We start from the raw sequence: 20,693 nt of genomic DNA, 5'->3' as shown, positions 1-20,693 counted from the left end.
GGCTCTGTCGCGAGGAGAAGATATACATGTCCGGGTCCGCGGAGGCGCCGTGGTTCGCGCTGTGGTCCTTCAGAGAGGACGTCTACCTGGAGTTTCAGGATGACGGGCTGATTCTGCGCAGCCGGTGGGAGGACGTCTCCGCGCCCATGCCGGGGCGGCAGGTGGCCGAGGCGCTGCGGCGCATGTGCCTGGGGCCGATCTCCCTGGAGAACGTGATCACGCGGGACGCGGACTCGGAGGAGCTGAGCCGGATCCTGGAGGTGGTCCACCACCTGGTGGTCCGCTCCTTCGGCCCGGACCCGGAACAGGCGCTGATCTCCGTGGCGCCGATCTCGCCCCGGGCCGTCTTCCGCCGGGCACCGCTGGCGGAGGACATGCCGTTGCGGATGTCCAGGTTCGCCGCGATCCTGCCGGGCAAGCGTGACTGGCGGATGGAGTCGCCGCTCTCCCTGCACCGGGTGCTGCTGCACCAGGCCGGGGCCGTGGCGCTGGTCGGTGCGCTGGGCCGGCCCGTTCTGCCGTCCGCGTTGAGCCCGGGAGAGCGCCACGTCGCCGCGTGCCTGGTCGCCACGGGGATGGCCGTCCAGGCGTCGCGCGTGTCGGCGCAGGCGGAGTTCGACGAGGACGACGATTCCGTCCTGGTCGGCTGGAACCCGCTCGATCTCATGTTCCACAGCAGGACCACGCTGGGGCGGCACGACCACGACTTCGGCGCGACCTATCGGCTCGGCAACCGGGCGGTGGAGCCGGTCGTCAAGCCGCCGGCAGGCGACAAGCACATCGATCTGCCGAGACCGCGGTGGCGGGAGCTGATCGCGAACGATCCGCCGCTCAGCGCCGTCCTGGAGGCGGCCAACGGCGGGGCGCCCGACGTCGAGCGCGTACCGTCCATCGACGATCTCGGCGAGCTGCTCTACCGGACGGCCCGGGTGCGGTCTGTGACCGGTGCGGCGGACGGGACGTCCGCCGTCGCCACCAGCGACCGGCCCTATCGGAGCGCCGGCGACTGTTACGGCATCGAGGTCTACGTCACGGTGGACGACTGCACGGGGCTTCCCAGCGGGGTATACCACTATGACCCGTTGGCCCATCGGTTGTACCGGATCGCGGACAGGGGGGACGAGCTCCTCGAGAACGCCCGTCTGGAGGCCAATCTGGCCGCGGTTCCCCCGGTTCTCATCACGCTGACCGCGCGATTCCGCCGCTTGTCGTGGAAATACAACGGCCTGAGCTACGCTCTTGTCCTCAAGGACGTCGGAGCCTTCACCCAGGCTTTGTCGCTGGTGAGCACGGCGATGGGGCTGCCCGCGTGCGCGCTCGACTGTGACGATGTGGACGTGTCGGCACGCGTGCTGGGCCTGGACTGGAAGATCGAGTCAGGCGTGGCCGGGCTGGTGGTGGGCAGGTCCGGTGGCGCCCGTCCGGAGTGCGATGAAACGAGGCATCCGATCAATGACGCGGCGTGGCCGGCGGACGCCATTGATCTGATTTGCTGAGCTCTCGGCCCGAAATCCGGCTACTCGAGCTGATTGGCCTGATATAGCCTGTCTGACGACTGGGGGTGGACAGTTCGCCGGGGGGCGGAGAGGGAATGGCGAAGAATCTCGTGGCGCGAGCGCGGGATGTCCGATTGTTGCGGATCTTCTCTCTGGTCTCCTCGGCGCGGCGGAACGGCGGCGCCGCACTGCCGGCGCCGCGCCTTGCGCTGATGGTCACCGCTGGAGTGCTCCTTGGATTCGCGCTGAATGCGATCTTGAATACGCTCAATGGCATTGGCCGGGAATCAGCTGACATTTCGGGCGTTGTGGCTTTCGGCGCCTGCATGGCGGTGGCCATCGGGCTGCAGATCGCCCATTCTTTCGGACGGCCATGGTGCTGGTCCCTGAGCGCCCGGATCACCTCGGTGACGGCGCTGGCGGTCGTCGTGCTCGCCCCGGCCCTGTGGATCGGCCCGCAGGCCGCCGCCGTGGTCCCGCTCCTTGCGGCGTCCATCCTCCTTGTCGTCCCCGTCCCTTACAGATGGGTGCTGTACGGACTGACCTGCGTCCTCAACCCCGTGCTCTACTTCGTGCAGGGACTGGGCGCCGTCAACATCGTCTTCGTTTTCGTGTTCACCCTGGTGCAGGGGCTGGTCTTCTACGGCCTCAGTTTCCTGGCCGAGCTCGCGCAGGAGCTGGAGGGCGGTCGCAGCTCACTGGGCCGGATCGCGGCGGCCGGCGAGCGGGTGCGCATCGCCAGGGACCTCCACGACGTGGTCGGACACGATCTGCTGGCGTTCACGCTGAAGAACGAGCTGGCCCACCGCCTGCTGCCGCGCGCGCCGGAGCGGGCCGAAGAGGTGATGTCGGAGGCCCTGTGGATCGCCCGCCGGGCGACCGCGGCGCTGCGGATGATCCCGATGGGCTGCCAGAAGCTGTCGCTGGCCGGAGAGGTCAGGTCGATCGAGTCCACGCTGTCGGTGGCGCAGATCGAGGTCCGCACGAACGTCTCGAGCCACGGCCTTTCCGGGGCGGTCGATTCGGTGCTGGCCATCGTGCTGCGCGAGGCGATCACCAACGTGTTACGCCACAGCAAGGCGCGGCAGTGCGAGGTCGAAGGCGGCGTGCGCGACGGGCTGGCGTGGCTGAGCGTGGCGAACGACGGGGCCGACGACGACAGTGATGATGGCGACCGGGTCGCCTCCGAGGCGGTCTCATCTGACGGCAGCGGGCTGGAGAACCTGTCGTCGCGGCTGGCCGCGGTCGGCGGACGGCTCACCGTGACCCGGGAGGACGGCTGGTTCCGTCTCCTCGCCGAGATCCGGCTGTCCGACGTGCCGGCCGAGACGTCGGCTCCACCCGCCGACGCCGGGAAACCCGCGGATCTCCTCCGGCAGACCGCCGTCCGCTGGGCCCCCGGAACCGTCAATCTCCTGACATTGGCGGTTTTACTGGGCTATATCCCTATCCTGATCACGAACATTCTCTGGCGGAACCCCGCGGGCTTCACGGTGGACGTCGGGATCTGCCTCACCGTTCTCCTGCTCACCCAGTTCGCGCACTCCTTCTTCGGCCCCCGCGTATGGCCGACGCCGGTCCGCGTGGCCACGCTGACGGTCCAGGCGGCGGCGTCGTTCCTCCCTGTGCTGTGGGTGCACGCGCTGTGGGGCTCGATGGGCGGCTTCCTCGCCGGGTCGATCCCGCTGGTGCTGCGGACCCGCTGGCGCTGGCTGCTGTACCTGGCCGTGGGGGGAGTCGTCCTGGTCCTCGCGGTGGCCAGCGGGGACGAGACGGCGCTGCTGGGTTACCTGGTGATCTCGACCCTGCAGACCGGGCTGGTGATCTACGGGCTGACGTCGCTGTCGGCGCTGGTCGCCGAGCTCCACGCGACCAGGAAGGAGATCGTGCGCCTCGCCGTGGAGCAGGAACGGCTGGGCGTGGCCCGCAAGGTGAACGAGCTGCTGGACCGCGACCTGTCCACGATCATGTGGAACTGCGGCGTGGCCCGCGGTCTCACGCTGACCGAGCCGGAACGCGCCCAGGAGCACATCATGGAGGTCCTGGTAGCGGCGCGCCGCCTGGTGGCCGAGGTCCGCTCCACGGCGAGCGGCTACCGCCACGTGTCGCTGGCGGCCGAGGTCGAGTCGACCCGTGCGGCGCTGTCGGCGGCGGGGATCGAGGCCCAGCTGGACATCGCCTCCGGCCGGCTCGCGGAGGAGTCCGACGTGGTGCTGGCCATGGTGCTGCGCGACGCGATCACCGACACGGTGCGGCGGAGCGGCGTGCGCCGCTGCGTCGTCACGCTCACCCGGGAGTACGGCCCCGAGAACGGTTACGTACGGCTGCGCGTCTCGCACGACCGGGCCACGGCCACCGCCCGCGAGGACGGCCGCCTGAGACTGCGCATCTCGCGCTATCGCACTACGCTGTCCGAGAGCGACGAGGAAAGGCTGGAGCATGTCCGGGCGCGCCTGGATGCCGTCAACGGCAGCCTGCGGATGGAGACGACGGAGGACTGGTTCCACCTCACGGCCGAGCTGCCGTCGGATGTCACGCCCGACCCGGCGCACGCATGACCTGCGCGCGAGCCGGCATCCGTCGCGGCGAGACGTGACAGCGCACGACGAGGGCAGCAGGCACGCGAGCGAGCCGCCCCGGATCGACGGCCGGATGGATAGGTGGTGCACATGCTGAAGCTGCTTCTCGCCGAGGACGTGCGGATCGTGCGGGGAGCCCTGGTGGCGCTCCTGGAGATCGAGCACGACCTCACCGTCGTGGCCGAGGTGGAGAGCGGCGACCGGATCGTTCCCGTCGCGCTCGAGAAACGCCCCGACGTGGCGATCATCGACATCGACCTGCCGGTGATGGACGGCCTCACCGCGGCGCAGGAGCTCCACCAGAAGGTGCCGACCTGCCGCAGCCTGATCCTGACCGGGCTCGGCCGGCCGGGCACGCTGCGGCGGGCGCTGGCCGCGTCGGTGTCCGGGTTCCTCCTCAAGGACACGCCGGCGGACCGGCTGGCCACGGCGGTCAGAGAGGTCGCCGCCGGCGGCCGCGTCATCGACCCGCAACTGGCCCTGACCGCTTGGGACGTGGGCGAGAACCCGCTGACCCAGCGCGAGATCCAGGTCTTACGCCTTGCCGCGAAAGGCGCGGAGCCGCCGGAGATAGCGGCCAGCCTCCACGTGTCACCCGGGACCGTACGCAACTACCTGTCGAAGATCGTGGTGAAGCTCAACGCCCGCAACCGGGTGGACGCCATCCGCATCGCCACCGAAGCCGGCTGGTGCTGACCGGGCTCGCAAGGAGATGCGCGCCGTTTGCGGCGCTCCGACCATGGAGCCATGGATTCGGACCGAGCTCATGAGCGCACGCTCACCCTGGAGGCGTTCGCCGACACGATCGTTCCCGGCGAGAAACGGTTTCCCGGCGATGTCGCCGTCGCGGGGGCCTCGGAGGGCGGCGGCGCCGTCGCGGCGGGCGCGCTGCCGCTGCTGCAATGGGACGCGACAGGCCTGACCGGCGCGCTCGACGACTACGTCAGAGACCTCAACGCGCACACGCGGCAATTCGCCGCCGAACACCGGCTGACGCTGGATCCGGCCCTGCCCCCGTTCGCCGCCCTGTCGTTCGAGCGGCGCACCGAGCTGGTGACGCTCCTGACGTCGCCCGGCCACCCCGAGCAGGAGCTGTGGGTCCTGCTCGCGCTGTTCTGCTACATGTCGTACGACGCCGCCCCGCACCTGCACACCGCCGAGGCGATCGCCGGCGGCCATCCCGGGCTCACCTCGATGGGGATCACGCCCCCTGACCCGGACGGGCTCTGGCGACACCCCAAGAACTCCTACGGCCGGCCGCTGGCCCGCCCGCACCCGGACACCACCCCCTCGGGGAGCCTGCGATGACCGGCGTGGAACGGACCGACGTGCTCGTCGTGGGCAGCGGCTTCGGCGGCGCCATCGCCGCCTACCACCTCGCGGCCGGAGGCGCCGGCGTCGTCATCCTCGAACGCGGGCCGTGGCTGGAGACGGAGGAGTTCGAGCACGACTACAAGCTGGGGTCGTCGTACACACGGATCTTCGACTTCACCGTGGGCGACGGCATGAACGTGCTCGGCGGCAACTGCGTCGGCGGCGGCAGCGTCATCTACTTCGCCGCCATGCCGCGCGCGCCCCGGTTCGTGTTCGAGCGGCAGGGCGGGATCGGCAGGAGGATGTGGCCGGCGAGCATCAGCCGGGACACGCTGGACCCGTGGTACGACCGCGTCGCGGAGTCGATCCCCGTCAGCACGCAGGGATGGGAGGACGTCTCCTATCCCGGCGGCCTGTGGGCCGCGGCCTGCGACCACTCCGGCCGCACCGCGAACCCCGTCCCGGTCGCGATCGACAACGACACGTGCGTCAAGTGCAACTGGATGATGGCCGGGTGCAGGTTCGGGGCCAAGCGCTCGCTGCTCACCAACTACCTGCCCGCCGCCGTCGCGCATGGCGCGAGCGTGCGGCCGCTGCACGAGGTGCAGCGCATCACCCGGAACGACGACGGCGGCTACCGCGTGCACTACGACGTCATCGACGGCGAGGACTACCGGATCCGCGGTGAGTCCGGCGCGATCGACGCCAGGATCGTCGTCCTCGCGGCCGGCGCCGGCGCCACCCCCGTCATCCTGCAGCGCAGCGAACCGGAGCTCGGCCCGATGCCGCACGCGGTCGGACGGTACTTCTCCGGCAACGGCGAACGGCTGGTCACCGCCGTCATGAACGAGGAGCGCGTGCGCGACGTGCTCGGGCTCGAGCGCGAGGACGGGACGGCGTACGAGGCCTTCCACATCGGCAAGGGGCCCTGCGTGGCCAACTGGGACCGGCTGGACGGCTCGCTGCCCGAGTTCACCCGCTACTCGCTGGAACAGCTCTACTTCCCGCCCGGCCTCGGCACGATCCTGGCCCAGGTGCCCGGCGGCCTGGCGCAGGGCACGGGACCCTCGTGGTTCGGGGCGTCGAAGAAGGAGATGCTCAAGCGCTGGAAGTCCTGGTTGATCATCTTCGAGATGATCGAGGACAGCAACGAGGGCGTCTTCGGGCCGCCTCCGCCCACCGGCAACGCCGTCCGGATCAGCCAGCAGATGCTGGGGCGGGGCACGCTGCGCTACGACCCGTCGCCCAGCACGCTGCGGGCCTGGGCGCAGGCGGACGCCGAGGCCAAGGAGATCCTCGAACGCGATGGGCTGGGACACGCCGAGGCCTGGTCCAACGACGTGGTCGGCGCGTACACGGTGCATCCGCTGGCCTCGTGCCGGATCGGGGACGACCCGGCCACGTCGGCTCTCGACGACCGCCACGAGCTGCGCGGCCACCCCGGGATCTTCGTCACCGACGGTGCCGCGGTGCCCGGCGCGCTGACGGTCAACCCGGCGATGACGATCGCGGCGCTCGCCGAGCGCGCGGTCCCCGGCATCGTCGAGGCCGCGCGCGAGCGGGGCGTGCAGGTCCGCTACGGCGCGCCCGCCCCCGACGGCGGCACCAGCGGGCGACGGGGCGTGGCGCACCTCGTGGGCCGGCGATGACGGCCCTGCTCGGGCGGGTCGTCCGGCGCGGGGCGCTGGAGCGGGTGCGCCACGTCGCCCCGGTCCCGCCCGGCGCCGCACGCGGGCTGGTCGCGGACGTCTACGCCCAGGTCGAGCGCGACTTCGGGATGCTCGCGCCGCCGATCGCGCTGCACTCGCCCGCGCCCGACGTGCTGGCGGCGGCCTGGGCGATGTTGCGCGAGTCGCTGGTGGCCTCGGGTGCCGTGAGCCGCACGGTCAAGGAGGCGGTGGCGGCCGCGGTGTCGAGGCGGAACGCGTGCCCGTACTGCCTCGACGTGCACGGCACGATGGCGTACGGGCTCATGACCGGGCCCGACGCCGCCGCCGTGGCCGCCGGCAGGACCGGGGAGATCGCCGACGCAGAGGTCCGCCGCGCCGTGGTGTGGGCCGCGGGCGGCCTCGATGACGTGCCGGTACCGGCCGGGCAGGCGCCGGAGCTCTGGGGCACGGCCGTGACCTTCCACTATCTGAACCGCATGGTCAACGTGTTCCTGCCGGGAGGTCTGTTCCCGGCCGGGCGGTCCGTGCCGCGCCGGTTGATCGGCCTGCTCACGCGGCCGCTCGTACGGGGAGGCCGTGCACCGGGGGCGTCGGCCCGCCTGCTCGCCCCCGCCGCGCTCCCGGACGACCTGGGCTGGGCCTCGGGGAACGCCGCCGTGCGGCAGGCGTTCGCCGGGGCCGCCGCGGTCCTGGAGCAGGCGGGGCCGGCGGCGGTGCCCGATGACGTGCGCGAGCTGGTGCGCACCGAGCTCACGGCACGCGCGGGATGGCCACCGGGACTCGGCCGCGGCTGGGCGGACGAGTCCGCCGCGCGGCTGCGGCCCGGCGAGCGCGCCGCCGGCCGGCTGGCGCTGCTGACGGCGATCGCCGCGTACCAGGTGGACGCCACGGTGATCGACGACTTCCGCCGGGACGCGGCGGACGACCGCAGGCTCGTCGAGCTCACCGCGTGGGCGAGCTTCACGGCCGCCCGGCACTGGGCGAGCACGGCAGTACGGCGAGCACTCAGGTAAACCAGAGAGGACCGACACATGAGCGAACTGCCGAAAGTGATCCATGACCTCACCGAGGAGAGCGCGGAGCTGGACCGGATCCTGGCCGGCCTGGCCGCCCCGCAATGGGCGGAGCCGACGCCCGCCCCCGGCTGGACGGTCGCGCACCAGGTGGGGCACCTGTCCTTCATGTTCCGGATCGCGGGGCTGGCGGCGTCCGACCCCGACGCGTTCCGTGCGATGACGGCGTCCATCAAGGGCGGTTTCAACGAGGCCGTCAACGCCGCCGTGCAGGAGTACATCGTGCTGCCGCCCGAGGAGCTGCTCGCACGCTGGCGGCAGGAGCGCGCGGACGGGATCCGCGCCCTGGCCGCGGTGCCGGAGGGGCAGGTGGTCCCCTGGCTGGTGCGGCCGCTCCCGCCCGAGATCCTGTCCTCGGCCGGCATCATGGAGACGTTCGCCCACGGCCAGGACATCCTCGACGCGCTCGAGATCCCGCGCGTGCCCACCGACCGCCTCAGGTACCTCGTGCTGTTCGCGGTGCTGACCTGGGACTTCGGCTACCAGGCGCGCGGGCTGACCGTGCCGGACGTGCAGTTCAGGTACGAGCTGACCGCGCCGTCGGGCGAGCTGTGGGCCTACGGCCCCGAGAGCGCCGACCAGCGGATCACCGGCTCGGCGCTCGACTTCTGCCTGTTGGTGACCCGGCGCCGGCACCGCGCCGACTGCGACGTCATCGCGGTGGGAGCCGACGCCGACGCCTGGCTGGACATCGCCCAGGCCTACCGCGGCCCCGCCGGACCGGGCCGCCGCCCCGGTCAGTTCGCGCGGGTCCCGGCCTGACGGACCGCAGGGGAATGACCGGCACCCGCCGACCGCGACGGTCGGCGGGTGCCGGTCATTCCATCCCGGTCAGGCGAGCAGCCGCCGCTTGACGTCCTCCCGCAGCGCCGCCTTGTCGAGCTTGCCGATGTTGGTCACCGGCAGGGAGTCGACGACGACCACCCTCTCGGGGAACTTGAACCGGGCCACGCCCGCGTCCATCAGCACCGCACGGACCTCCTCCAGGGTCACGCGCTCGCCGGGGACCGGGACGACGTAGAGGCAGACGGTCTCGCCGAGCTCCCGGTCGGGCATCGCCACCGCGGCGGCCTGCCGGACGCCGGGCACCCGATGGGCGAAGTTCTCGACCTCCTCGGCGTTGATCTTCTCGCCGCCCCGGTTGATGACGTCCTTGTCCCGCCCTGTCACCACCAGGTTGCCGTCGGCGGTGCGGCGCACGATGTCGCCGGTGCGGTACCAGCCGTCCCCGACGAACGAGCGGCGGTCGATCTCGGGCGAGCGGTAGTAGCCCCTGATCGTGTAGGGGCCGCGGGCCAGCAGCATCCCCGGCTCTCCGGCCGGTACCGGCCGCCCCTCCTCGTCCACGACGCGGATCTCGTCGTCGGCGGAGATCGGGCGTCCCTGCGTCCTGGTGATGACGTCGTACGGATCGTCGGGACGCGTCAGGCACAGCAGGCCCTCGCCCATCCCGAACACCTGCTGTAGCGTGCAGCCCAGCTTCGGGCCGATCTCCTCGGCGACGCCGTCCGCCAGTCTGGAGGCGCCGACCTGGAGCAGGCGCAGGGAACTCAGGACCGCGCCCGGGTCCGCGGCGCGGTGCTCGAGCCAGCGCTGCACGATGGCCGGCACCACGGACGTGGCGGTGACCCGCTCCCGCTCGATCAGCGGCAGCGCCTGCTCGGGGGCGGGGGACCGGGCGATCACCACCCTGCCGCCGGCCAGGAGCGCGCCGAGCACGCCGGGGCCGGTGTTGACGAACCCGTGGCCGAGCGGCAGCACGGCCAGATACGTCGTGTCCAGCCCGAACGCGCAGATCTCGGCGGCGCGTTTGATCATGTACGTGAGGTCGTTGTGGGTGCGCGGGATGAGCTTGGGAACGCCCGTGCTCCCACCGGAGAGCAGCAGCGTCGCGACGGCGTCCCCGCCCGGCGCGGCCGCGTCGAGATCCCTCGCGGTCGCCTCCGGATCCTCCGCGGGCTCGCACAACGGTCCGAAGCCGATCGCGCCGGGCCCGGCCTCGGCGCCGACCACGATGACGTGGTCGCAGCTGGGGACGGCGGCCGCGATCTCCAGCGCCATCGCCCGGTGGTCGAACCCCTTGAACGTGCCGGGCACGACGAGCGCCCTGGCCTCCGCATGCGCCACCACGCCGAGGACCTCGCTCCGGCGGTGCTGGGGCAGCAGCCAGACCGGCACCGCGCCGAGCCGCAGGCAGGCCACGGTCATGACGACGAACTCCCAGCGGTTGGGCAGCTGTATCGCGACCCGGTCGTCGGGACGCACCCCGAGCGCGCCCATCCGGGCGGCGGCGCCGTCGGCCCTGGCCATGAGCTCCCGATAGGTCATCCGGGTCGGGCCGTCGACGAGGCATGTGGCGTCCGGATCGTCCCGTGCGGACCGCGCCAGGTGTGTGCCCAGCGACAGCCCCTCCCAGTACGACCTGGCCGTGTAGCGGGCCACCGCCTCCTCCGGCCACGGAACCATGCCCGATCTGGTCGGGTGTACTGCTGCTGCAACCGACATGACACTCCCCGGAACAACGGCTCGCACTTCTCCGCCCGGAGCATAAGAAGCGCCGGCTGAATCCGGCATCTCGGTTATTGCGTGGCCCGAGCGGCACGACTGGAGATGTCCCGGGGAATCGCCCCGCCGAAAATAGCCTCACCAGGATTGTCGGCTCCCCCCTGATTTTCCACGGTATCCGTTGCAGAGGAGAGATCACTTGAGTGAGCACGCAGCGTCCGGCGAGCCCATTGCCATTATCGGAATGAGTTGCAGGTTCGCGCCGGACCTCAACTCTCCCGAGCGGCTCTGGGAATTTCTCGTCGCAGGAAAGAGCGCGGTCGGTGATATGCCGGAGAAACGCTGGAAGCCGTACGCGGCGAGCAGCCCCCAGGCCACAGTGATCATCCGGGAGACGACCCGCCGTGGCTCGTTCCTCGATGACATCGAAGGGTTCGACGCCGACTTCTTCGGGATCTCGCCCAAAGAGGCCGACTTCCTCGACCCGCAGCAGCGCTTCATGCTCGAGCTCTCCTGGGAGGCCCTGGCGAACGCCGGCGTCGCGCCGCTGTCGCTGAACGGCACCGACGCGAGCGTGTACGTCGCCGCCAACTCCAACGACTACGGCCGGCGCCTGCTGGAGGACATCCCGCGCACCGGCGCGTACGCGGTGAACGGCACCACGTTCTACGGCATCGCGAACCGGGTCTCGTACTTCCTCGGCCTGCGCGGGCCGAGCATGGCCGTCGACACGGCCTGCGCGGGCTCCCTGACCGCGCTCCACGTCGCCGGCCAGGCGCTGAGATCGGGGGAGACCTCGCTCGCGATCGTCGGCGGCGTCAACATCATCGCCACTCCCGCGCTCAACGTCGCCCTCGAAGGCGCGGGCGCGATGTCGCCCGACGGCCGCAGCAAGGCGTTCGACAGTGGCGCCGACGGCTACGGCCGGGGCGAGGGCGCGGGAGTGGTCGTCGTCAAGCGGCTGTCCGACGCGCGCCGCGACGGCGACCCCGTACGGGCGGTCATCCTCGGCAGCGGCGTCTTCCAGGACGGGCGCTCCGACGGCATGATGGCGCCCAGCGCCGAGGCGCAGGAGCACATGCTCCGCGAGATCTACGCCCGCATCGGGGTGGCGCCGCAGGACGTCGACTACGTGGAGGCGCACGGGACGGGCACCCCGGCCGGCGACGGCATGGAGATCAAGGCCCTCGCCAGGGTGCTCGGCGCGGGGAGAGCGCACGGGCGTCCCTGCCTGATCGGGTCGGCCAAACCGAACATCGGCCACGTCGAGGGCGGGTCGGGGATCGCCGGGGTCATAAAGACGGTCCTCGCCCTCGAGCACGAGCAGCTGCCGCCGAGCCTCCACGACGAGCCCAATCCGGCCCTCGCCGACACCGGGCTGCACCTGGTCGGCACGCCCACGTCGTGGCCCAGGAGCGAGCGGGCCAGGATCGCCGGGGTCTCGAGCTACGGCGTGGGCGGCACGATCGCCCACCTCGTACTGGAGGAAGGCGACGCGCCCGCCCCACCCGCGAGTGCACACGACCTCACGGCACCCGTAGGAGCGGATGGGCGTACGGCTTCGGTGGGTGTGAATGGGCACGGGCAGCTCGTGTCAGCGGGCGCGGCGCGTGAGGCGGCGGTCTTTCCCCTGTCGGCCATGTCGGAGTCAGGGCTGCGCGCGCTGGCGGGCTCCGTCGCGGACTGGCTGACCGTTCACCCGGGCACGGCACCGGCGTCGGTCGGGCACACGCTGTCCCGGCGCCGCTCCCACATGGCGCAGCGCGCGGTGGTGATCGCCGGCTCCGCCACGCAGCTGACCGAGCGCCTGCGTGCCTTCGCCGACGAGGGGACCTCGCCCGGCGTGGTGTCCGACCGCGTCCCCTCCGGCCGTGCGAACTCGCTCGTCTGGGTGTTCTCCGGACACGGCGCCCAGTGGCCCGGCATGGGCAGGCGGCTGCTCGCCACCCACCCGGGGTTCGCGGCGGCGATCGACTCCCTGGCGGACATCTTCCGCGCCGAGCTGGGCTGGACACCCCGCGAGGCGATCGAGGGCGGCGGGCCGTGGACGGCGGCGCACGTCCAGGCGCTGACGTTCGCGATCCAGGTCGGTCTGGCCGAGGTCTGGCGCGGGTACGGCGTCGAGCCCGACGCGATCGTCGGGCACTCCGTCGGAGAGATCGCCGCCGCGGTGGCCGCGGGCGCGCTCGACCTGCGGGAGGCAGCCCGCTTCGCCTGCCGGCGGGCGGCCGCGCTGCAGCGTCTGGAAGGACAGGGCGCCATGGTGATGGCCGGGCTGTCCTTCGACGAGGTCAGCCGGCGCCTGGCCGGGGAGGACGGTCTCGAGGCGGCCATCGCCGCCGCCCCGCAGTCGACGGTGATCTCCGGCGACAGGGCCGCCGTGGACCGCCTGGTCACGCGCTGGGCCGAGGACGGCGTGGAGCTGAGGCGGGTCGACACGGAGATCGCGTTCCACAGCAGGCACGTGGACCGCGTCGTGGCCGAGGTCGAAGCCGCGGCGGCGGACCTCACGCCCGCACCGCCGCGCGTCCGCCTCTACAGCACGGCCATGGCCGACCCGCGATCGACGGCCGCGCGCGACAGCGCCTACTGGGCCGCGAACCTGCGCAACCCGGTCCGCTTCTCGGAGGCGGTCCAGGCGGCGGTCCTGGACGGCCACCGGCTGTTCCTCGAGATCTCGTCGCACCCCATCGTGACGCACTCGATCATGGAGACCTGCCAGTACCTCGACGTGGACGACGCGGTGCAGGCCGTCACGTCGCGCAGGAACACCGACGAGACCGAGACGATCCTCGCCAACCTCGCCAAGCTCCACTGCAACGGCGCCGAGATCGACTGGTCACGGCACCACGCCCACGGCGCGCTGCTCGACCTGCCGGCCGCTGCCTGGCAGCACCGCCCGTACTGGATCTTCCCGGAGTCCACGGCGGGCACGGGGCTCGGACAGGGGCACGAGGCGGACCGCCATCTGCTGCTCGGCGGCAGGATGACGGTCAGCGGCGCCTCCTCCAGGAAGGTCTGGCAGACCCACCTCGACCTGTCCAGCCGGCCCTACCCGCAGAGCCACCGGCTCGACGGCGTGGAGGTCACCCCGGCGGCGTCGATCCTCAACACGTTCATGGCCGCGGCGGCCGAGGACGGCGGTGCTCAGCCCGCGCTCACCGACATCGGGCTGCGCACCGCGCTCGCGGTCGAGCCCCCGCGCGTGGTCCAGATCGTACGGGAGGGCGGGTCGCTGTCGCTGGCCACCCGGCTCGCCGACGCCGGTGACGACGGCGACGAGTGGATCACGCACACCACCGCGACCGTCGACGCCGGCGGCGTCCTGCCCTCCGGCACGCTCGATCACGCGGCCGTCCGCGCGCGCCTGCCGTTGAGCGTGCCCGCCAGGATCGACACGATGTTCCAGCGGATGGGGGTGGAGGGGTACGCCTTCCCGTGGGAGCTCGACGAGCTGCGCGGCGACGACCAGGAACAGATCGCCCTCATGGTCATCGAGCCGGGACCCGCCACGCGCGCGAGCAGCTGGGCCCACGTGCTGGACGGGGCTCTGACGATCAGCGCGGCGGTCGTGTCGCCGGGGGACGCCGACGTGCTGTGGATGTCACGCTCGATCGGGAGGGTGGCCTTCCGCGGCGAGCCGCCCGCGCGGATCATCGTGCACAGCGAGCGCTCACCCGCCTCACCCCAGGACACCGTGGACGTGATCGTCGCCGACGAGGACGGCGAGATCGTCTGCGAGGTCACCGGCCTGCGCTTCGCTCCCGTCGACCATCTGGGCACCGCCGTACTGCCGCGGGACCTCGTCCACGAGGTGGTGTGGCGGAACGTGTCATCCGGCGGGAACACGCCCGTCGAGCAGGTCGTCCTCGTCGGCGGCGACGACGCGACCGCCGTGCTCGCCGCCCAGCTCGAGAGCGCGGGCACGCCCTGCGCCGTGGTGTCTCCCGGCGGCACGGACGACTCCTGGGCGGCCGGGATCGATCGGGGCATCCTCGCCCGGCCCGGCGCCGTCGTCGTCGTCCCGCCACTCGGCGAGCCCGGCGAGGTGGAGGCATCCATGGGGTCCGGCGGCCTGGCAGCGTCGGCGGGCCCCGGCGAGGTGGAAGCGGCGGCCGAACGCGCGACCTGGACGCTGATCCGCACCGCGCAGCGCCTCGTGGAGATCGGCAGGAACGGCGGGGCCGCGCCGCAGCGGCTCTGGTGCGTGACCCGCGGCGTGCGGGACGCGCGCGACCAGCGGTCGCTCGCGCACGGCCCGCTGTGGGGCGTGTCCCGCATCATCGCCGGCGAGCACCCCGATCTGTGGGGCGGGGCCGTGGACATTCCCGATGTACGGGACGACACCGGCTCCCGTCTGCTCGACCTCATGCGCGGGGCCGCGGGTGACGAGGACGTCATCTCGCTGACCGGCGACGGAGCTGAGGCCGCTCGGCTGAGCCCGATCGAGCGCAGCGCCGACGGCAGCCCGCTGCGGTGCTCCCCGTCGGGAACCGTCCTCATCACCGGCGGCCTCGGCGCCCTCGGCCTGGAGGTCGCCCGATGGCTGGCGGAACGCGGGGCGCGCAGGCTGCTCCTGGCGAGCAGGAGCGGGCTGCCTCCGCGCGCCGCATGGGGCTCGGTCGCCGACCCCGACGTCCGCCACCGGATCGCGAGCATCCTGGCGCTCGAGGCGCAGGGGGTCACGGTCGCCGTCGTACCGCTCGACCTCACCGACCCCGACCAGGTAGCGGAGGTGCTCACGCCCGGCGCGCTCGGGCTGCCGCCGATCACCGGTGTCGTGCACGCCGCCGGCGTGGTCAACGACGCGATGGTCGACAAGGTCGAGCTCGACGGCCTGCGTGACGTGCTCGCGCCCAAGGTCGACGGCGCACTCGCGCTGCACCGGCTCTTCCCGCCCGGCCGGCTCGACTTCTTCGTGCTGTTCTCCTCGTGCGGACAGTTCGCCCGCCTCACCGGGCAGGCGAGCTACGCGGCGGCCAACTCGTTCCTGGACGCCCTGGCCCGGCACCGCAACGCGGGCGGGCACACCGAGACGATCAGCCTCGGCTGGACCTCGTGGCGCGGCCTGGGGCTGTCCGCGAACCTCTCGGCCACGATGCTCGAGGCCAACTCCCGCGGCCTGGAGGCCGTCACGGCGTCCGAGGCCTTCCGGGCGTGGGCGTTCGGCGACCGGTTCCGGTCCTCGTACCAGGCGATCCTCCGGGTGCTGCCGACCCCGCCGAACGCGCCGCGGCTGCCGATGTTCAGGGAGCTGACCGCTCCCGACGGCGGCGACGCCGCCGCGGCGGCGGACGCCATCGCCGTCGACGTGGCCGCGCTCCCCGATGACGAGGCCCGCGAGCTGGTCACCGAGGACGTGCGCGCCCAGGTGGCGGCCGAGCTCAACCTGGATCCCGCCGACGTGGACCTGAAGCGGCCGCTCATCGAGCTCGGCGTCGACTCCGTCCTGGCCGTGCCGCTGCGCATGCGGCTGCAACGGCGGTACGGGGTCGAGCTGGCGCCGACGATCCTCTGGGCCAAGCCGAACGTCGTCGCGCTGGCCGAGTACCTGATCGAGAGCGTGCGCGCGCGACAGGAGGCGGACGTGGCGGCGGCCGAACCGCTGGCGGCGCTCGTCTAGGGCGAGCGGTGACAGGACCGGGAAGGGAGCACCGTGAGATCGGCTGAGATCCACCGCATGGCGGACATCGAGGAACGTCACTGGTGGTTCAGGGAGAAGCGCAACATTCTCGCTCGCGAGATCCGCCGCCTGGGCCCGCCGGGACGTGCCCTGGACATCGGGGCCGCCGGCGGTGGAAACTCCCAGGTCCTGGTCGAACACGGCTGGGACACCGTGGTCGGCGACATCTCGGAGACCGCCGTGGACATCGCGCGCGCCCGCGGGCTCAACGCCGTGCACGCCGACGCGCGCGACCTCCCCTGGCCGGACGGCACGTTCGATCTGGTCACCGCGTTCGAGATCCTCGAGCACATCGAGGAGGATCACCTCGCGGCGGCCGAGATCTTCCGCGTCCTGCGCCCTGGAGGCACGGCGCTGATCACCGTTCCCGCCGACATGCGCCTGTGGTCGGCGCACGACGAGGTCGCGCAGCACTTCCGCAGGTACGGCCGCGAAGGTCTGGCCCGGTGCGTCGAGGGGGCCGGGCTCGTCATCGACGAGCTGTGGAGCTGGAACGTCCTGCTGCGGCCGGTCGCGGCCTGGCACCGGCGGCGGGCGACCGGCAGCGACGTCGTCGCACCGCCCGCCTGGGTCAACGCCTGCCTCACCGCGATCGTGGCCGCCGAGCGCCACCTTCCGGTGCGGTCGCTCAACGGGGTCTCACTGATCCTGCGGGCGCACCGAGCCCCATGACGGTGCCGCCCAGCCGGCCCGGCCGCCGCAACGCCCGGCGGCCGCGCCGGCTGGGACCCCGGGCGAGGGCCAGCGCTGCGGCCAGGCGGGCTACTCGACGCGGCCCGCCCCGGCAGTGGTGTCGGCCCGGTGGGCGAGGAACGCCCAGCGGGTCCGGTTGTTGCCGAGATTGGCCGGCAGGCGCCTGCCCGTGAGCCGCGCCTGGCGTGCCAGGCCGGCCATCTGGCGTTCGGAGAGCCGGGTGAGGCCACGGCGGCGGCGGGCCCGCGAGTACGGCGAGAACGCCGTGCGGGCCAGCGAGACCACCGCGGCCACGAGGAAGCCCGACCTGAAGCCGAACCGGAGCAGCTCCACGGCGTCCGACAGCAGTCCCGCACCCGGAGGCACCAGGTCGCTGAGGACCAACCGGCCGCAGGGCGCCAGCAGGCGGTGCGCCTCGCGCAGCAGGACGTCCAGCTCGTCCGCGCTGAGGTACTGCACCACCGAGTGCACGACGACAAGGTCCACGGAGCGGTCGGCGAGCCGGGCCAGCCCGTCGGGGCCGATCACCGTCACGCCCGGATGACCGGCGTACCGTCCCGCGAGCGCGGCCCGCATGGTGTCCGCCGCCTCGCAGAGGATCACTTCCTCGCAGGCCTCCGCGACACGCCCGGCGGACAGCGCCTCACCCGGGCCGTAGTCGAGGACCCGGCGGGCGCCGGGCGGCAGCAGGGCGATGATCTCCTCCGCCATCGCGCTGTAGTGGCACCGCCTGTGGCGGTCGTTGACGTACAGGCTCTGGTCACCGTTCCACGCGTCGAGCCAGGCAGACATGTGATCTCTCCTCCGAGGCCGCTACATGGGCAGGTCGGCGTAGGTGCCGGTGCGGAAGCCGTACCTGGCGATCTCGTCCCGGAGCTCCGGGCTGGTCAGCGCCGCGAGCTCGCCGGCCCGGTGGAAGCCCCACGAGTAGCGGGCGCGGGCGGCGGCGTCGTGACCCTCGCCGGGGTGGCAGTTGATCTCGACGGTGGCGGCCCCCGAAGCGGCCAGCCGGCCGACCGTCGTCATGAGCCGGGGCAGGGTGAGGCAGCCCGCCTCGTCGAGCCCGGCGTACGCCTCGGTGCCGAGCAGCCCCGCCGCCCCGGTCAGCCGCTCCAGCCGGCCGCCCAGGCGCCGGATCCCCGCTCCCTTCGGCCCGCGGGCGCGGCTGGACGGCAGCCGTATGGCCCTGACGCCCCAGCGGCGCGCGAGAGCGACGACCACGCGGGAGACCGGCGGCCACAGATGCAGATGCTGATGGGTGTCCAGGTGGGTCAGCCGCAGGCCGCACTCGCCGGTGAGGCGCTCGAGCTGGGCGGAGAACTCGCGCTCGATGTCGGCGGGGTCGATCCGCCCCGCCGCGGCCCTGGCCAGGAAGGACCGCCACTCCCTCGGGAACCCGCCGCGCCGCGTCGTGAGCGTGGGGATCTCCCTGCTGGTCAGCACCGGCGGGTCCACTCCGATCAACGCCAGGTGCGCACCGGTGCCGAGCGCGGGCGCGTCGGCGAGCCAGCGGGCGGTGCGCCGCAGGCACGGCGCGACCGCGAGTACGGACGTGCTGGTCACCACGCCGTGCCGGTGGGCGCGCAGGATGCCGCGGGCGATCCCCTCGGTCAGCCCGTAGTCGTCCGCGTTGATGATCAGGAGCCTGTTCATGAGCTCACGTACGGGCCGCGCTTCCGCCCGAGAAGGCAGAGGTTGATCATCAGGGAGCGCAGCGGCTGCAGGCGCGTGTCACAGCGGCGCGAGAGGGCGTGCGCTCCGAACTGGAACGGGAACAGGTGCAGCCCCTTCTCCCGCAGCACGGTGACGCCGCTCTCCTCCAGGGGCGCGCGGAGCGAGCGCCAGGTGCTGAAGTTCTCGAAACCGTCGAACGGCCGCAGGCCGAGGCGGGTCGCGAGCATGACGGCCGGGCGCCAGAGGAGGTTCGGCGTGCTGATCGCCAGGTGGCCGCCCGGCTTGAGCACGCCCGCCATCTGCCGCAGGGCCTCGGCGGGGTCGGGCGTGTGCTCGACGCACTCCGAGGAGACCACCACGTCGAAGCGGCCGGGCCCGAAGTGGTCCACGAGGCGCAGCGCGTCGGCCACCTCGCCGCGGCAGCCGACCCGGCGCCGCGTCTCCTCGACGAGGCCGGGACCGAGGTCGGTGGCGGTGACGAGGGCCCCGCGCTCGTGCAGGCGCCGGCTGAAGTAGCCGAGCCCGCAGCCGACGTCGAGGGCCTCCTTGCCGCGCACCATGTCGTCGGTCAGGAACTCGTCGACGAGCGTCTCGACCCGGCGGGCGGTGTCGTAGGGGGACAGCGCCTCCTCGAAACGCTCCCCGAGCCGCTCGTGAACGTACTCCCGCTCATCGGGACGGCGTGTGCTCACGCTGCCTCACCACCCGTTCCTCAGGCCGATCTTCCGGATGTCTCCGTGAGGCGCCGCGCCACGGGCGGAGCAGCAGGAACCTGAGCAGCGGGGCGACGATGACGACCGCGCAGACGACGAGGACCTCGGCCGTCCCCGACACGGCCGGCGCGAAGCCCTGGAAGGCGAGGATGACCGCGCTGCTCAGCACGACGCGTATGAGGAAGTCGCCCGCGGCCTCGAGCTGGTGGTGGGTCGCGTACTGGATGCCCCTGATGCCGAACGGGAAGCGCCGGTTGACCGCCGTGCCGAGCACGGCGGTGCCGAGCAGCGCGATCGCGTTGGCGGCCATGACCGGCGCGACGGCGCGCAGGACGAGGAAGAGCAGCAGGTACGTGAGCGTGCTGAGGACACCGACGACCGCGAGCCGCGCCAGGCGCCACGCCCCGCCCGCCGAGCCGGCGGCGCGGTAGGGGGACAGCGGCAGCGGCACGTGCAGCGCGTCGGCGACGGCCTTGCGGGCGACCCGGACGAGACCGAGCAGATCCTCGTACGAGGTGCGCCACAGGTCGACGGAGCTGTCCGGGTCGTCCAGGCAGTCGACGGGCACCTCGTGAATGCGCAGGCCGTTGCGCTGGGCGACGAGCAGGAGCTCGGTGTCGAAGAACCACTTGTTGTCGTCGACGGCCGTGAGCAGGGCCTGGACCACCTCGCGGCGACCGGCCTTGAAGCCGCACTGGGCGTCGGTGAAGCGGGCGCCCAGCGTGGCCCGCAGGAGGTAGTTGTACGTCCTGGACAGCACGGCCCGCTTCACGGTCCGGTCGACCCGCGAGCCGTTGGCGTGCCGGGTGCCGATCGCGATGTCGCTGTGGCCCGACAGCAGCGGGGCGACCAGCGGCAGGAACGCGACGATGTCGATCGACAGGTCGACGTCGGTGTAGGCGACGATCTCCGCCCGGCTCTGCGTCCACGCGCGGCGCAGGGCCAGCCCGCGGCCCTTCGTCTCGATGCGGAGGGCGTTGACGTTGGCGAGCTCCTCGGCCAGCGACGTGGCCCGCTCCCAGCTGCTGTCCGTGCTGCCGTTGTCCGCGATGGTGATCAGGAACGAGTAGGGGAAGCTGGCCGTGAGATAGGCGTTGAGACGGCGGATGCTCGTCTCGAGGACCTTCTCCTCGTTGTAGACGGGCACCACGATCTCGACGACCGGCGCGGATGACGGAGCATCCGCCAGGGGAACGGGCTCGGTTAGATTCTTCACTGTGGCACCGTGTCCATTTCGAGTATCACGGGGGGCGGGCGAACGTCGGGTGGCCACAGGGGTGCGGCCACCGCTGC

General features: G+C 72.4%; 14 protein-coding genes. 9 read left to right on the top strand and 5 right to left on the bottom strand.

The window, feature by feature from the left end:
- Positions 1-26: 26 nt before the first annotated feature.
- From ABD830_RS01285 to ABD830_RS01255, 7 genes are all read left to right on the top strand, one after another.
- Positions 27-1,496 (top strand): SagB family peptide dehydrogenase, encoded by a 1,470-nt coding sequence (locus ABD830_RS01285; protein ID WP_344984362.1) that lies wholly within the window; start codon positions 27-29, stop codon positions 1,494-1,496.
- A 308-nt stretch (positions 1,497-1,804) separates the two neighbouring features.
- Positions 1,805-4,054, top strand: a complete 2,250-nt coding sequence (locus tag ABD830_RS01280) for a sensor histidine kinase (RefSeq protein ID WP_344984361.1) — start codon at positions 1,805-1,807, stop codon at positions 4,052-4,054.
- A gap of 111 nt (positions 4,055-4,165) precedes the next feature.
- Positions 4,166-4,771, top strand: coding sequence for a response regulator transcription factor (locus tag ABD830_RS01275; protein WP_344984360.1), 606 nt, complete (start codon positions 4,166-4,168; stop codon positions 4,769-4,771).
- A 51-nt stretch (positions 4,772-4,822) separates the two neighbouring features.
- Positions 4,823-5,383 (top strand): DUF5987 family protein, encoded by a 561-nt coding sequence (locus tag ABD830_RS01270; protein WP_344984359.1) that lies wholly within the window; start codon positions 4,823-4,825, stop codon positions 5,381-5,383.
- Positions 5,380-7,038: a GMC family oxidoreductase N-terminal domain-containing protein gene (locus tag ABD830_RS01265; RefSeq protein WP_344984358.1), complete on the top strand. Its 1,659-nt coding sequence runs from the start codon at positions 5,380-5,382 to the stop codon at positions 7,036-7,038. Before ABD830_RS01270 ends, ABD830_RS01265 begins: the two co-directional genes overlap by 4 nt.
- A complete protein-coding gene (locus tag ABD830_RS01260) occupies positions 7,035-8,072 on the top strand; it encodes a carboxymuconolactone decarboxylase family protein (RefSeq protein ID WP_344984357.1) in 1,038 nt (345 codons plus the stop codon). Before ABD830_RS01265 ends, ABD830_RS01260 begins: the two co-directional genes overlap by 4 nt.
- Before the next feature lie 18 nt (positions 8,073-8,090).
- Positions 8,091-8,894 carry a TIGR03084 family metal-binding protein gene (locus ABD830_RS01255; protein ID WP_344984356.1) on the top strand — a complete coding sequence of 268 codons (804 nt, stop codon included), beginning with the start codon at positions 8,091-8,093 and terminating at the stop codon, positions 8,892-8,894.
- A gap of 69 nt (positions 8,895-8,963) precedes the next feature.
- On the opposite strand, the gene ABD830_RS01250 is transcribed toward ABD830_RS01255, so the two are convergent.
- Entirely contained in the window at positions 8,964-10,598 is a 1,635-nt protein-coding gene (locus ABD830_RS01250) for a (2,3-dihydroxybenzoyl)adenylate synthase (protein ID WP_344984355.1), read from the bottom strand.
- A 220-nt stretch (positions 10,599-10,818) separates the two neighbouring features.
- On the opposite strand from ABD830_RS01250, the gene ABD830_RS01245 reads away from it, so the two are divergent.
- Both ABD830_RS01245 and ABD830_RS01240 read left to right on the top strand, forming a co-directional pair.
- The gene (locus ABD830_RS01245) at positions 10,819-16,260 is read left to right on the top strand and encodes a type I polyketide synthase (protein ID WP_344984354.1); all 5,442 of its coding nucleotides are present in this window, start codon (positions 10,819-10,821) and stop codon (positions 16,258-16,260) included.
- Between the two features lie 33 nt (positions 16,261-16,293).
- Entirely contained in the window at positions 16,294-16,992 is a 699-nt protein-coding gene (locus ABD830_RS01240) for a class I SAM-dependent methyltransferase (protein ID WP_344984353.1), read from the top strand.
- Between the two features lie 90 nt (positions 16,993-17,082).
- On the opposite strand, the gene ABD830_RS01235 is transcribed toward ABD830_RS01240, so the two are convergent.
- The 4 genes from ABD830_RS01235 to ABD830_RS01220 are packed head-to-tail and all read right to left on the bottom strand — an operon-like array spanning position 17,083 to position 20,616.
- Complete coding sequence (locus ABD830_RS01235) at positions 17,083-17,805, bottom strand: class I SAM-dependent methyltransferase (protein WP_344984352.1); 723 nt, start codon at positions 17,803-17,805, stop codon at positions 17,083-17,085.
- 21 nt (positions 17,806-17,826) lie between these two features.
- A complete protein-coding gene (locus ABD830_RS01230; protein WP_344984351.1) occupies positions 17,827-18,666 on the bottom strand; it encodes a ChbG/HpnK family deacetylase in 840 nt (279 codons plus the stop codon).
- Complete coding sequence (locus ABD830_RS01225; RefSeq protein ID WP_344984350.1) at positions 18,663-19,379, bottom strand: class I SAM-dependent methyltransferase; 717 nt, start codon at positions 19,377-19,379, stop codon at positions 18,663-18,665. Before ABD830_RS01225 ends, ABD830_RS01230 begins: the two co-directional genes overlap by 4 nt.
- Entirely contained in the window at positions 19,357-20,616 is a 1,260-nt protein-coding gene (locus ABD830_RS01220) for a glycosyltransferase (protein WP_344984349.1), read from the bottom strand. The genes ABD830_RS01225 and ABD830_RS01220 overlap by 23 nt, the downstream gene beginning before the upstream one ends.
- Positions 20,617-20,693: the final 77 nt, after the last annotated feature.

The organism is Nonomuraea helvata (assembly GCF_039535785.1).
In the GTDB taxonomy this organism is placed as follows: domain Bacteria; phylum Actinomycetota; class Actinomycetes; order Streptosporangiales; family Streptosporangiaceae; genus Nonomuraea; species Nonomuraea helvata.
The sequence above is the reverse complement of the archived record's forward strand: the minus strand, read 5'-3'. Positions and strand labels throughout refer to the sequence as shown.

What these genes read in the sequence shown, in the direction of transcription:
- ABD830_RS01270 (WP_344984359.1), top strand. Translation starts at nt 4,823, where the DNA reads ATGGATTCGGACCGAGCTCATGAGCGCACGCTCACCCTGGAGGCGTTC.
- ABD830_RS01235 (WP_344984352.1), bottom strand. Translation starts at nt 17,805, where the DNA reads ATGTCTGCCTGGCTCGACGCGTGGAACGGTGACCAGAGCCTGTACGTC.
- ABD830_RS01260 (WP_344984357.1), top strand. Translation starts at nt 7,035, where the DNA reads ATGACGGCCCTGCTCGGGCGGGTCGTCCGGCGCGGGGCGCTGGAGCGG.
- ABD830_RS01250 (WP_344984355.1), bottom strand. Translation starts at nt 10,598, where the DNA reads ATGGTTCCGTGGCCGGAGGAGGCGGTGGCCCGCTACACGGCCAGGTCG.
- ABD830_RS01285 (WP_344984362.1), top strand. Translation starts at nt 27, where the DNA reads ATGTCCGGGTCCGCGGAGGCGCCGTGGTTCGCGCTGTGGTCCTTCAGA.
- ABD830_RS01265 (WP_344984358.1), top strand. Translation starts at nt 5,380, where the DNA reads ATGACCGGCGTGGAACGGACCGACGTGCTCGTCGTGGGCAGCGGCTTC.
- ABD830_RS01230 (WP_344984351.1), bottom strand. Translation starts at nt 18,666, where the DNA reads ATGAACAGGCTCCTGATCATCAACGCGGACGACTACGGGCTGACCGAG.
- ABD830_RS01255 (WP_344984356.1), top strand. Translation starts at nt 8,091, where the DNA reads ATGAGCGAACTGCCGAAAGTGATCCATGACCTCACCGAGGAGAGCGCG.
- ABD830_RS01275 (WP_344984360.1), top strand. Translation starts at nt 4,166, where the DNA reads ATGCTGAAGCTGCTTCTCGCCGAGGACGTGCGGATCGTGCGGGGAGCC.